Origin of the sequence: Streptomyces sp. NBC_01716, assembly GCF_036248275.1 — a bacterium.
Lineage (GTDB): Bacteria > Actinomycetota > Actinomycetes > Streptomycetales > Streptomycetaceae > Streptomyces.
In genome coordinates, this window is sequence record NZ_CP109181.1 from 844,064 (window position 1) to 856,520 (window position 12,457).

The following is a 12,457-nucleotide window of genomic DNA, read 5'->3' on the forward strand; positions in this document are numbered from 1 at the left end:
CGTCAGATGAGTGCTCGTCAGAATCCTCAAGCGCCCTCTCCGGAAAGGCAGTCCGTGAACGAACTCAACGCCCTCCCCCACGATTTCCTCTGGGGCGTCGCCACCGCCGCCTACCAGATCGAGGGCGCCGTCGCCGAGGACGGCCGCTCCCCCTCAATCTGGGACACCTTCTCGCACACCCCCGGTGCCGTCGACAACGGCGACACCGGGGACATCGCCTGCGACCACTACCACCGGGTCCCCGAGGACATCGGGCTGATGAAGCGGCTCGGTGTCGGCTCGTACCGCTTCTCGCTGGCCTGGCCGCGTGTCGTCCCCGGCGGCGACGGGCCGGTGAACGAGGCCGGGATCGGCTTCTACGACCGGCTGGTGGACAGCCTGCTGGAGGCGGGCATCACCCCGTTCGCCACCCTCTACCACTGGGACCTCCCGCAGACGCTCCAGGACCGCGGCGGCTGGCCCGCCCGCGAGACGGCCGAGCACTTCGCCGCCTACGCCTCCGTCGTCGCCGAGCGCCTGGGCGACCGGGTGACCGACTGGGCGACGCTCAACGAGCCGCTCTGCTCCGCCTGGATCGGCCATCTGGAAGGCAAGATGGCGCCGGGGCTGACGGATCTCAAGGCCGCCGTGCACGCCTCGTACCATCTGCATCTCGGTCATGGACTCGCCGTCCAGGCGATCCGCGCGGCCTCCTCCGGCGCCCGGATCGGCATCGTCAACAACCTCAGCCCGATCGAGCCCGCCACCGACCGCGAGGCGGACCGGGCGGCGGCCGTACGGGCCGACGGCCATGTCAACCGCTGGTGGCTGGACCCCGTCCACGGGCGCGGCTACCCGCAGGACATGCTCGATCTGTACGGGGTGGAGCTGCCCGAGCGCCCGGGGGACCTGGAGACCATCGCCGCGCCGCTGGACTGGCTGGGGCTGAACTACTACTTCCGCCAGGTCGTCGCCGACGACCCGGCCGGGCCCGCGCCGTACGCCAAGCAGGTCTATCTGCCCGGCGTACGCCACACGGCCATGGACTGGGAGGTGCACGCGGACGGCCTGGAGGAGCTGCTGCTCCGGCTGACCAGGGAGTACGGCGCACAGCGCGTGTACGTCACCGAGAACGGCTCGGCCTATCCGGACGTCCTGCTGGACGACGGGACGGTCGACGATCCGGAGCGCACCCGCTACTTGGAGGAGCATCTGGAGGCCTGCGCACGCGCCGTACGCAAGGGGGTGCCGCTCGCCGGGTACTTCGCCTGGTCGCTGCTGGACAACTTCGAGTGGGCCTACGGCTACGACAAGCGGTTCGGCCTCGTCCATGTCGACTACGCGTCGCAGCGACGGACGATCAAGTCGAGCGGGTACCGGTACGCCGAGATCATCCGCCAGTTGGCGGGCCGGAGCCACAAGGCGGCCTGAGCGGACCGTCGCGGGCAGCGGTCTCGGCCGCTGCCCGCGACGGGCGTCGCTCAGTGAATTGACGGTGCGTCAGACGTGCGACGGCAGGGACGGTTCGGTGCCCGCCTGGGCGACCACCGAGGCCGCCACCCGCGAGGCGAAGCCCAGCATCTCCTCGGCGAGCGCGGGGGTGAACTCCCTTGCCCCGCCCGGGTGGACACCGCGCGAGACCATCCAGGTGATCATGGCGGCCATGAACGCGTCGCCCGCGCCGATGGTGTTGACCACCTCGACCCGCACGGCCGGCACGGACACGGGTTCGGTCGAGCCCGGGTAGGCCGTACTCCCCCGCGATCCCCTGGTCAGAACGACCAGCCGGCCGCCGGCGGCGAGCCTGCGGCAGGTCTCGTCGGGCGTCGAGTCCGGCCAGAGGCGCGCCAGGTCCTCGTCGCTGGCTTTGACGACCTGGCCCAGCTCGCACAGTTCGCGCAGCAGCCGGGCCCCTTCCGCCGCGTCGAGCGTGCGGTCCTCGCGCACGTTCGGGTCCACCACCAGCAGCGGGCCGCCGGCCGCCGCCGCGCGTGCCGTCAGCGCCACGGCCGAGGCCGCGGGCTCGACGACGGCGGCGAGGCCGCCCACGTACACGGCGGCGAACCGCTCCACGTCCGTGCGGCGCGGCAGTTGGAAGGTCGCCGTGTCCTGGAGGTGGAAGTGGTAGCCGGTGCCCTCGGGGCCCGGGTCCGCGACGGCCAGCGCCGTGGGGAGGTCCGGCCGGGCGCAGAGGCCGAGCTCGACTCCCGCCGAGACCAGCCGCCGCTCGATCGACCGGGCGAACCCGTCGCTCCCGAGGGCGCCGGCGAACCAGCTCGGCGTGGAGAGCCGGGCCAGTCCGGTGGCCACGTTCGCGGGGGCGCCGCCCGGCTGGGCCAGGTGCGCCTCCGCGTCGCCGGCCGTGGGCACCAGGTCGATCAGCGCCTCGCCGAGCACCAGGACGGCGCCGGGCCCCGGTACGGGATCCGGTGCCGCGCCGGGAGCTTCGGTCACGGCTCCACCACGATCTTGCGTCCCTGGCCCGCCTGGAACCGCTCGATCGCCTGCGGGTACTGCTCCAGCGGCAGCCGGTCGCTGATGAACACCGCCGGGTCCAGGACACCGGTGGCGAACAGCGCGGCGGCCCGCTCGAAGCTGTGCAGCACCGCCATCGAGCCGGTGATGGTGATCTCCTGGTTGTAGATCTTGTACGGCTCGATGACCGCCGTCGTCGCGTAGTCGGCGACGCCGAACTGGAGGAAGGTGCCCCCCTTCGCGACCCGGCCGAGGCCGTCCTGGATGGCGCCCGCGTTGCCGGTCGCGTCGATGACGACGTCCCAGCCGCCCGGCCGCTCGAACTCCTCGGCGGAGGCGCCCGACCGGGAACAGCCGAGCTTGGACGCGGTGGCCAGCCGCTCGGGGTTGATGTCCAGGACGTCGACCGCGGCGGCGCCGGTGCGCTTGGCCAGCTCCAGCATCATCAGACCCATCGTGCCCGAGCCGTAGATCAGCACCTCGGCGCCGAGGGTGCTGCTCAGCACGTCGTAGCCGCGTACGGCGCAGGACAGCGGCTCGATGAGCGCCGCGTCCCGTACGTCCACATGGTCCGGGAGCTTGACGCAGTTGGCGACGGGCGCCACGGCGAACTCGGCGGCGCCGCCGGGGACGGAGACCCCGATCGCGTTCCACCGGTCGCAGAGGTTGCCGCGCCCGGCCCGGCAGTAGCGGCACTCGTGACAGTGCAGGGACGGGTCGACGGCGACCTTGTCGCCCACCGCCAGCTCCGTGACCTCCGAACCGATGCCCACGATCTCGCCGGCGAACTCATGGCCCGGGAGGATCGGCAGGGTCGGCGCGAACTCGCCCTGGAGGATGTGCAGATCGGTGCCGCAGATGCCGCAGGAGGCGACGGACACGACGACGTCACGCGGGCCCGGGGTCGGATCGGGGACCGTGGTGACGGACACCTTGCCGACACCTTCGACGATCGCTGCCCTCATTTGACGGCTCCAAGAGAGAGGCCCTGGACGAGTTTGTCCTGGGCGGCGAAGCCGGCGGCGAGCACCGGCAGGGACACGATGACGGAAGCGGCGCACAGCTGGGCGAGGAAGAGGCCCTGGCTGGTGACGAATCCGGTCAGGAAGACGGGCGCTGTCTGTGCTGTCACGCCGGTGAGGACCCGGGCGAAGAGCAGTTCGTTCCAGCTGAAGATGAAGCAGATCAGCGCGGTGGCGGCGATACCGGGGGCGGCGACGGGTGCCACGACCCGGATCAGAACGGTGTGCAGCCGGGCGCCGTCCACCTGTGCGGCCTCGATGATGGAGACCGGCACGTCCGCGAGGAAGGACTGCATCATCCAGACCGCGATCGGCAGATTCATCGAGGTGTAGAGGATGACGAGCAGCCAGATGTTGTCCAGCATCCCGATGTTCTTGGCGAACAGATACACCGGCAGCAGCCCGGCGACGACCGGCAGCATCTTCGTGGAGAGGAAGAAGAACATCACGTCCGTCCACTTGCGGACGGGCTTGATGGACAGCGCGTACGCCGCCGGCAGCGCCAGTACGAGGACGAACAGGGTCGAGAACAGGGACGCCGTCACCGAGTTGATGAGCGGCGGCCAGGGGCTCGCCCCGCCGTCGGCCCCGAAGAAGTCGCTGTAGTTGTCGAAGGTGAGCGGCGCGGTGAGGGACGGCGGGTTGGTCGCCGCGTCCGCCTCGGAGTGCAGGGACGTGAGGAACATCCACAGCGCCGGGAAGCAGAACACCACGCCGACCACCCAGGCCAGCAGGCCGAGCGCCGTGGAGCGCCGCTTGGCGCGCCGGGCCGCGGGGCCGTAGGTGTCGGTGTGCTGGGCAGAGGTGGACGCCTTGCCGGGGGCGCCGGCGGTCTTCGGTGCGGAGAGTGTGCTCATGCGCGCCCCGCCTCCTCGCTGAAGAGGGACGAGACGACGCGCAGGGCGAAGGTCGCGATCACGATGGTGCCGATCACGACGACCACGCCTGCCGCGGACGCCAGTCCGTACTCGTGAGCCTGGTAGAAGGTCTGGTAGATGGTGTACGGGAGGTTGGCGGTGCCGAGTCCGCCCGCGGTGATGGTGAACACGGCGTCGAAGTTCTGCACGATGTAGATCGAGCCGAGCAGGACGCCGAGTTCGAGGTAGCGGCGCAGATGCGGCAGGGTCAGGAAGGCGAACATCTGCCAGGCGTTCGCGCCGTCCAGGCGCGCTGCCTCCATCATGTCCAGCGGCCGGCTCTGCAGCCCGGCAAGCAGGATGAGCATCATGAACGGCGTCCACTGCCAGACGAGCGACGCCTCGACGGCGAGCAGCGGCATGTCCGAGATCCAGTCGGGCTGCGAGGCGTTCTCGACCCCGAACAGTCCGGTGAACCAGGCCCAACCGCCGTTCAGCAGGCCGTACTCGGGGTTGTAGAGCACATGCTTCCACAGCAGCGCGGCCGAGACGGGCACCAGCAGGAACGGGGTGATGAGCAGCGTACGGACAAGGCCGCGGCCCATGAACTTGCGGTCGAGCAGCAGGGCGAGCAGCAGTCCGAGCACCACGCTGGCGATCACCACGGTGGCGGTGAGCAGCATCGTGGTGAACACCGAGTCACGCAGGTCCGCGTCGGTGAAGACGGAGCCGTAGTTGTCGAGCCCGGAGAAGCTGCGGGCGTCCGGGTTGAGCGAGTTCCAGTCGAACAGCGAGATGAACAGCGTTGCCACGAAGGGCAGTTGGGTGACGGCTATCAGAAAGATAAGAGCCGGGAGGAGGGGAGCACGGGTGGCCCAGGCGCGCGCCCTGCCGGACCGGGGTCCCGCCGGGGGGCGGGACTTGGCCGGCGGGGACTGGCCCGGTGGGGCGGGCGGTGCGGCGCTGACAGAAGTGCTCACCGGTACTCCTCGGCAACCTTCTCGGCGAGCTTCTGGGAAGCTTCCAGGGCCTCGTCGACCGACTGGCGGCCGGCGATGGCCTCGCTGATCTCCTGCGAGACCTTCGTGCCGAGGTCGGTGAACTCGGGGATGCCGACGAACTGGATACCGACGGTCGGACGGGGCTGGGTGCCGGGGTCACGCGGGTTGGCGCTGGAGATGGCTTCCGATGTGACATCCGCGAACGCGGCCGCTTCCTTGCGGTAGTCGGCGTTCATGTACGTCGAAGCGCGCTTGCCCGCCGGGACGTTGGCCCAGCCGATCTCCTTGCCGACGAGCTGCTCGTACTCCTTGCTGGACGCCCAGGAGATGAACTTCCAGGCGCTCTCGGTGTTCTTGGACGCCTTCTGCATGCCCCAGGCCCAGGTGTAGAGCCAGCCGGAGCTGTCCGTCTTGTCGACCGGGGCCGGCACATAGCCGATCTTGCCCTTGACCGGGGAGTCCTTGGCCTCCAGCGAGCCCGCGCCCGCCGTGGCGTCGTACCACATCGACGTCTTGCCCTGCGTCATGTTGTTCAGGCACTCGGCGTAGCCGGCCTGCGGTGCGCCCGCCTCGCCGTGTTCACGTACGAGGTCGACATAGAACTTGGTGGCCTTCTTGAACTCGGGCGAGGTCAGCTGCGCCTTCCAGTCCTGGGTGAACCAGGTGCCGCCCATGGTGTTGACGACGGTCGTGAGCGGGGCGATGACCTCGCCCCAGCCCGGCAGACCGCGCAGACAGATGCCCTTCATGCCCTTCTGGGCGCCGTCGGTCTTGGCGGCGAGGTCGGCGACCTCCTGCCAGGTGGGGTTGGGGGGCATCGTCAGCTTCTTCTCGGCGAAGACGTCCTTGCGGTACATGAGGAAGGACGACTCGCCGTAGAACGGCTGGCCGTAGAGCTTGCCGTCCTCGGCCGTCAGGGAGTCCCGGAGCGGCTTGAGGATGTCGCCCTGGTCGAACGCCTTGTCCTTCTCGGCGTACTCGTCGAGCGTGTGGAGCCAGCCGTTCTTCGCGAAGAAGGGCACCTCGAAGTTGCTGATGGTCGCGACGTCGTACTGGCCGGCCTGGTTGGAGAAGTCCTGGCTGATCTTGTCGCGGACGTCGTTCTCCGGCAGGACGGTGAAGTTGACCTTGATGCCGGTGTCCTTGGTGAAGTTCGCGGCGGTCAGCTTCTGGAGTTCCACCATCTGCGGGTTGTTGACCATCAGCACGTTGACCGTCTCACCGTCCTCGGAGGTGGTGCCGCCCGCGCCGCTGCATCCGGCGAGGAGTGCCGTCAAGGCCGCTCCCACGCCCACACGTACGCCTATGCCACGTCGTCGCTGCTGGAGGGGCATGAGTTTCTCCTGATCATTCGGTTGCGGGTGTCGCTGAGAGATGGGTGTGAGGGGTGGAAAAGTCTGAGGGATTCGGGGTGGGAAAGATCTTGGTGGGGGCTTGAGGCCGTACGGGGCCCGCCCCCTGGCCGCATCGGCGGGGGTTGAAGAACGGGTGGGACGCGTCAGACGCGGATGACCTGGGGGCCGAGCAGCGAGTAGCGCTGCGCCTCCGCCGACGGGAGTCCGACGTCGGTGACGATCGTCTCGAAGTCACCGACATCGGCGAACCGGCAGAAGCTCACCGCGCCGAACTTGGTGTGAATGCCGGCGAACACCTTCCGGCGGGCGCTGCGCATGGCCTGGGCCTTCACCTCACTGACGGCCGGGTCGGGGGTGGTCAGCCCGTACTCGCGCGAGATGCCGTTCGCGCCGACGAACGCCAGGTCGATGACGAAGTCGGAGAGCATCCGGATCGCCCAGTGGTCGACGGTGGCGAGGGTGCCGCCGCGCACCCGGCCGCCGAGCAGCAGGACGGCGATCTTCTCGGCGTCGGCGAGTCCGTTGGCGACCGCCAGGGACGCGGTGACGACGGTCAGCGGCCGGTCCCTGGGCAGGGCCTCGGCGACGAGCTGGGGGGTGAAGCCCTCATCGATGAAGACCGTTTCCGCGTCGCCGATGAGATCGGCGGCGGCGACGGCGATGCGTGACTTCTGCGGTACGAGCCGGGTGGTCCGGACCGCGAGGGTCGTCTCGTAGCCGGCGCTCTCGACGGGATAGGCGCCGCCGTGGGTGCGCCGCAGGAGGCCGTGCTCCTCCAGGGCGTGCAGGTCGCGCCGGACGGTCTCCTTGGCCACGCTCAACTTGGCGGCCAAGGCGGTGACTTCCACCGACCCGTCACGTCGGGCGATCTCAAGAATCTCTCGTCGGCGTTCGTCCGTGTCCACGACACACACTTCCCTGCTCTGCTGCGGCTCAGCACCCGTTCGGGCTCATGGGTCGTTTCTACAAGCAAGAGCCCCGGCTCGACCAGGCTCTTCGCTGCTTTGAGTGTGACCGTTCATGCCCGATTGCTCGTTTGCGTATGTGCTGGTCGTACGGGGGATGCCGCACCCCGACGCCCGTTTCCGTGCCCGTTTGACGCCGATCGACGCCCGAACGGCGCCCGAAGCGGCGGGTGGGCTTCCGGAGCCCCGCCGGCTAAACGTGAGCTGCGTCCCGTCCGACCCCCCAAAACGGGCGCCCAAACGGGCAGGGAAACATGTACGGACCATGCACGGACCGACGCACGAATCGCCCAAGGACCACGGGCAAGTGCCTGGGAGTCACGGGCGAGCGGCGGCGCGGAGGGTACGCCGGATTGCTCGACGGGCCGGGAGTCAGATTGAGTCCGCGACCTTACACAGCACCGCGGCACTCGCGGGAATATCGTGGCTGAGCCGTACCGCACGGTGCGGCAGTTCGGCGAGACGAGACACCACCTCGGCGCGCGCGCTTTCCCGGCCGCCGCCGTCGACGCCCCGAGCCAGTCCGAAGACGTCCGGGTACCGGTCCTCCGTGGCGCCCGACATGAAGTCACCCTCTCCAAGTGTGCGGGTGCCGTAGCTGACGTCCGGCGTGGAGTCGGCGTCGACTTGGGGGAAGAGGAGGCCCGCCGCCCGGCCGCCGGTGGACAGCGGCAAGTCGAAGAGATCGGGGAACTGATCCGGGAACACCTGAACCTTCCGCTCTTGCTTCACACCGTTCCACAGCGGTGCGTGTTCGCCGGCCAGTAGCGCCTCGGTCACAGACTCGTGTTGAGTCGGATGGAAGCTTCCCCCAGCCTCCAAGTGCTCGCGCGCGGTGGCGTCCCAGCCCAGCGAGTGGAGCAGGCCGAGACCGACGGCGGCAGCAGACGGCCAGGGCACGACCTCGACGTCCCGCTCACCGGTCGGCCGGACCAACACCCGGTCGTTGGCGAGGAGCTGCCAGCCGTTCGATGCGAGGAGAACAGCGGTGGTGGTCTTGCCGGCTCCCTTGCCGCCGAAGGTAAGGAGAGTCGCGCCGTCGTCCGGCCTCACGACCGCGGAGGAGTGGAGCACCGCCCAGCCGTCCCGCAGGAGCTGGCCACGAATTGATTCCCGCGCGAGGCGCGAGGCGGCGAGGGCGAGAGGTTGCACGTCCGCACCTGCGAGGACGAGCCGGCCGGCGGAAGGCGTGCTGCGGTACGCAACTTCCTCTTCCAGCGATGCCGCCATGATGTCGTCGCCGTCACGCGCGACAAGGAGCGAGTGCTTCGCGTAGGACACCTCCTCCGTGGGCCGGCCGTCGTGGACGAGGCTGGTGATTTCCTCGTAGGCGGCGAGCTTGACGTCCGCGATCACGGCATGGTCGGCGTCGGACACGGTGTCGGCGCCCACGTCCGTGGCGTTCCACCAGGAGCCGAAGTAGCGCTGGGCCCAGTCCGTGACCTCCGGTCGGTTGCTGAGCACGGTGACGGCCGCGGTAGCGGCTTCGAGCCGGGTGGCAGTGATCATGAGGCGATCCTCTCGGTAGGAGCGGGGAGACGGGTATAGGCGTCGCGGAGACTGCCGGCCGCAGAGTCCAGACGCAGGCGTTCGGAACGGGTGAGCGGGGGCAGGCACGGGACGGCGTTGCCGCCGGTGAAGCGGAGTGGGATTCCGAGGTAGACGTCCCCGTACGGAACGGACAGCTCTTCCACGCCGTCGGCCAGCCCCAGGACCTTGCTCAGCGTCGACAGCACCGCACCAGTCGGCCCGTAGCGGGTACGGTCCATGCCCTTACGGATCAGCGCCGGCCGCCGCTGGAGGTCCTCCACGACCGCGTGCACCGAGATGGCGACCGGGCGACCGGCGACGGTGCTGGTGGACGCGCACACCACCGCACTGTCACCGTGCTCACCGATGACGTGCCCGCGAACGACGTCCGGGGACACCTGGGCGTACCGGGCCAGCAGCAGGCGGTACCGGGCGGAATCGAGATTCGACCCGATTCCGAAGACCCGGGTGCAGCCCGACACTTCGGCGAAGCGGCGAGCCATCAGGTCCACGGGGTTCGTCACGACGAGGATCGTCCCGCCGTACCTGCGGAGCTCACGCGCGAGGGCGCCGAGGGCCGGCGCGTTCGCGGTGGCGCCACCGCGCCGGATGTCCTGCGTGACGGTGTTCTTGAAGTCGGTACGGAGGGTGATCACTACCGCGTCGCAGCCGTGGAGGTCGACGGCCTCACCGGCCTCGACCAGCGTGCGTGAGCGGGTGGTGTGCGCGAGGTCCTGAAGGTCGGCAGTCAGGCCGTAAACCTGTGTGAACCGTCGGGACACAAGGAGAAGGCGTTCAGGTAAGGCGGCGGCAACGAGGCCGGCCGCGAGGGTCTGGCCGACGGCGCCCGTCCCGACGATCCCGACCACCGGGCCGCTCACCGGACGCGCCCGGCGGTGTGCTCAACCTCAGAGAAGACAGCGTCCAGGAGCCGGGGACCGGACGTCGCCCCGAGGAGAAGGGCGCTCACCCTGTCCACGACGCCCGCCACCATGCGAGCCTGCGCCACGAGTGACCGCTGATGGGGTGCCAGGAGGAGGCCCTGGGGTGCACTGAGGCATGTGCTCAGGATGTTCACCGTGTCCATGAGCCACAAGACCATGACCTCACGGAGCCGTCCCGCCCGCTCCCGCTCCGGCAGACCCGCGACGTGCCGGGCGAGGGTGGACGCTACCCCCTGAACGATCTGTTGCCCGGCATTCGGCTCCCGGTGCCCGACAGCGAGCAGAAGCGCCCGCCCGGTGAGCTTCGCGATGTCCGGTTGAGGCCCGGCTGCCCGTTGCAGGGCCGGGTCGATGAAGGTGAGGCGGGCGCCCTCAATGCAGACGTGCTCCGGCTTCAGGTCCCCGAACACCAACCTGCCTCGCTGGGATGAGATCGCATCCGCCATCCGGATCAGCCGCCACACTGCCGTCCCGACCAGATCTACGATCTCCTGGCGCTCATGGTCCCGCAGCGCTCTGCCCTGGCCGAGCGACCGCAGATAGGCCCTGCTGCTCATAACGTCGAACTTCCTGCGGAAGACCCCGACGACGGAACGTTCACCGATCGGCGCGGCTGCGCGCAGGCGGTCCGCGCCGACCCGACCGTGAAGATCGCTGAGGACCAGCAGAACCTCGTCGAGCAGAGCGCCCGTTTCCCACGGGCGGGCAGCCAGCTCGGCAATCAGAGGCGTCCCCGCCACCATGCGTGTAAGGAGGACCCCACGGTGCAGGCCGGCGGTCTCACACACGTGAGGCTCACCGAGCCTGCGAAGGAACTCCAGGTGCTGCGCCTCGCGCGCGGTCAGCAGATCGGCGCTCTGGACGTAGGCGCGTTGGGCGTCCTGGACCTCCGCCCACGTCCCTCCTGCGCCCCGCAGGAGGGACACCAACGACATACCTAACCAACTGTATTTGGCGATCAACTCCTCGCCGTCCACCGTGACCCGGCAGACGTACGACGTGACGCTCGGGCATCGAGGGCCGGGAACCACCTTCTTGTCCGGCCAGAGCTCCCTCACCGCCTGGGTAATGATCCGCTGGGACACGGTGTGCAGACTCATTGCGCTCACCGTTGTGTTCTCGCTTGTCGTGAGTGTCACCGACCGCCTCCTTGTGGGTTCGCGCCTCATGGGTTGCAGATCGCGTACGCCAGCGATCCCAAGAGCGCGGCGAGGACCAAGACGTACATCACCTGTTCCGCCCGCCTACTCACCAGCTTCGGCTTGGTGCTCAAGACTTGGGGACGGGGGCATGCCATCACTGCTGGCTCCGCATTTCTGCGCTGCCGTCATCGACGCAGAAGGCCCAGACGAGTTTGCCGATGCCTACGCGATCGCTGACTCCCCAGCGGCCACCGGTCAGCGCGTCGACACGGGCAAGACCGCCCTCGCAGTCGGCTTCCGCTGACGGCTCGCGGCGCTGTGGTCTGGCTTCATGGGCGTCGTGCACCTCAATCCGCACACCGTTACTCAGAAGCTGGTAGCGCGTCTCGATCAGGCGTCCGGGGACATGACCGTGTCGCAGGCTGTTGGTCAGCAGTTCCGACAAAACCAGTTCGGCAGATACCGCGATCTTGAGCTGGCCCCACGCCTTCAAATGCTGGAGAAGGAGACGGCGAGCCTTTCCCACCGAACGGGCGCTGTTCAGCCAGCGTTTCACCACCAGCGGAGGGCCTGGGGCAGGAGACGGATCCGTGTCGGCGGCAGGATGCCGCGCCGGCGGCCCCTCCTCGGCGGTCATCACATCTCCCCGCGAATTGCGGGCACTCCTGGGGTGCCCGAGCGGTTCGAATTTCATCATCTTTCCTTCCATCGGAGCTTCGGGCCCGGTCAACCGGACGACCAGGCAGAGGAATTGGAGGCGGTGTTCATCCAATGGGCGCCTCATCGGGAGCAGACAGCTCAGCCCACACGCGCTTCCCCCACGGCAGGGGATCCCAGCCCCACCTCTCCGACACCGCGTCGACAATGGTCAGACCACGTCCGGCCTCCTCGGTGGGGCCGGTCTCGCGGGGTGTCGGCTCGGCGCGGCAGGTGTCGATGACCGCGACGTGGATGGAGCGCTCGTCCTGCCTGGTGATGGCCACACGGATCGACTCGCCCTGTCCGTGGTGCACCGCGTTCGCCACGAGTTCCGAGACCACGAGCTTCGCGTCCTCGGCGAGCACGTCGAGGCGCCAGTTCCTCGACGCATGGTCCACCAGGAGTCGGGCCACTTGGGCAGCCTCGGTGATGCGAGGCAGTGTCTCGCCGAAGAACAGTGCCCCTTCGACGGACACCCCGGCGAAATT

General features: G+C 69.0%; 12 protein-coding genes. 1 reads left to right on the top strand and 11 read right to left on the bottom strand.

Features of this window, described 5'->3' with window-relative positions; all coding sequences use genetic code 11:
• The first annotated feature begins 54 nt into the window (after positions 1-54).
• Positions 55-1,410 (top strand): GH1 family beta-glucosidase, encoded by a 1,356-nt coding sequence (locus OIE74_RS03640; RefSeq protein ID WP_329378328.1) that lies wholly within the window; start codon positions 55-57, stop codon positions 1,408-1,410.
• A 69-nt stretch (positions 1,411-1,479) separates the two neighbouring features.
• Here the strand turns inward: OIE74_RS03640 and OIE74_RS03645 are convergent, their stop codons facing one another.
• The 11 genes from OIE74_RS03645 to OIE74_RS03695 all read right to left on the bottom strand — a co-directional run bounded on the left by OIE74_RS03645 (position 1,480) and on the right by OIE74_RS03695 (position 12,445).
• The gene (locus OIE74_RS03645; RefSeq protein WP_329378330.1) at positions 1,480-2,433 is read right to left on the bottom strand and encodes a PfkB family carbohydrate kinase; all 954 of its coding nucleotides are present in this window, start codon (positions 2,431-2,433) and stop codon (positions 1,480-1,482) included.
• Positions 2,430-3,419 (bottom strand): zinc-dependent alcohol dehydrogenase family protein, encoded by a 990-nt coding sequence (locus OIE74_RS03650; protein WP_329378332.1) that lies wholly within the window; start codon positions 3,417-3,419, stop codon positions 2,430-2,432. The genes OIE74_RS03645 and OIE74_RS03650 overlap by 4 nt, the downstream gene beginning before the upstream one ends.
• The gene (locus tag OIE74_RS03655; protein WP_329378334.1) at positions 3,416-4,333 is read right to left on the bottom strand and encodes a carbohydrate ABC transporter permease; all 918 of its coding nucleotides are present in this window, start codon (positions 4,331-4,333) and stop codon (positions 3,416-3,418) included. The genes OIE74_RS03650 and OIE74_RS03655 overlap by 4 nt, the downstream gene beginning before the upstream one ends.
• The gene (locus OIE74_RS03660; RefSeq protein WP_329378336.1) at positions 4,330-5,313 is read right to left on the bottom strand and encodes a carbohydrate ABC transporter permease; all 984 of its coding nucleotides are present in this window, start codon (positions 5,311-5,313) and stop codon (positions 4,330-4,332) included. The genes OIE74_RS03655 and OIE74_RS03660 overlap by 4 nt, the downstream gene beginning before the upstream one ends.
• Positions 5,310-6,668: an ABC transporter substrate-binding protein gene (locus OIE74_RS03665; protein WP_329378338.1), complete on the bottom strand. Its 1,359-nt coding sequence runs from the start codon at positions 6,666-6,668 to the stop codon at positions 5,310-5,312. Before OIE74_RS03665 ends, OIE74_RS03660 begins: the two co-directional genes overlap by 4 nt.
• A 164-nt stretch (positions 6,669-6,832) precedes the next feature.
• Positions 6,833-7,594, bottom strand: a complete 762-nt coding sequence (locus OIE74_RS03670; RefSeq protein ID WP_189108449.1) for a DeoR/GlpR family DNA-binding transcription regulator — start codon at positions 7,592-7,594, stop codon at positions 6,833-6,835.
• Positions 7,595-8,026: 432 nt separating this feature from the next.
• Positions 8,027-9,163: a hypothetical protein gene (locus OIE74_RS03675; RefSeq protein WP_329378342.1), complete on the bottom strand. Its 1,137-nt coding sequence runs from the start codon at positions 9,161-9,163 to the stop codon at positions 8,027-8,029.
• The gene (locus tag OIE74_RS03680) at positions 9,160-10,065 is read right to left on the bottom strand and encodes a lactate/malate family dehydrogenase (RefSeq protein ID WP_329378344.1); all 906 of its coding nucleotides are present in this window, start codon (positions 10,063-10,065) and stop codon (positions 9,160-9,162) included. Before OIE74_RS03680 ends, OIE74_RS03675 begins: the two co-directional genes overlap by 4 nt.
• On the bottom strand, positions 10,062-11,297 hold the full coding sequence (locus tag OIE74_RS03685) for a hypothetical protein (protein ID WP_329378346.1): 1,236 nt from the start codon (positions 11,295-11,297) through the stop codon (positions 10,062-10,064). The genes OIE74_RS03680 and OIE74_RS03685 overlap by 4 nt, the downstream gene beginning before the upstream one ends.
• Positions 11,298-11,424: 127 nt before the next feature.
• Positions 11,425-11,907 carry an ATP-binding protein gene (locus OIE74_RS03690; protein ID WP_329378348.1) on the bottom strand — a complete coding sequence of 161 codons (483 nt, stop codon included), beginning with the start codon at positions 11,905-11,907 and terminating at the stop codon, positions 11,425-11,427.
• A 127-nt stretch (positions 11,908-12,034) separates the two neighbouring features.
• On the bottom strand, positions 12,035-12,445 hold the full coding sequence (locus OIE74_RS03695; protein WP_329378350.1) for an ATP-binding protein: 411 nt from the start codon (positions 12,443-12,445) through the stop codon (positions 12,035-12,037).
• Positions 12,446-12,457: the final 12 nt, after the last annotated feature.

Excerpts from the sequence above, each read along its gene's own strand:
- OIE74_RS03665 (WP_329378338.1), bottom strand. The coding sequence starts at position 6,668 with ATGCCCCTCCAGCAGCGACGACGTGGCATAGGCGTACGTGTGGGCGTG.
- OIE74_RS03675 (WP_329378342.1), bottom strand. The coding sequence starts at position 9,163 with ATGATCACTGCCACCCGGCTCGAAGCCGCTACCGCGGCCGTCACCGTG.
- OIE74_RS03655 (WP_329378334.1), bottom strand. The coding sequence starts at position 4,333 with ATGAGCACACTCTCCGCACCGAAGACCGCCGGCGCCCCCGGCAAGGCG.
- OIE74_RS03685 (WP_329378346.1), bottom strand. The coding sequence starts at position 11,297 with ATGAGGCGCGAACCCACAAGGAGGCGGTCGGTGACACTCACGACAAGC.
- OIE74_RS03690 (WP_329378348.1), bottom strand. The coding sequence starts at position 11,907 with ATGACCGCCGAGGAGGGGCCGCCGGCGCGGCATCCTGCCGCCGACACG.
- OIE74_RS03650 (WP_329378332.1), bottom strand. The coding sequence starts at position 3,419 with ATGAGGGCAGCGATCGTCGAAGGTGTCGGCAAGGTGTCCGTCACCACG.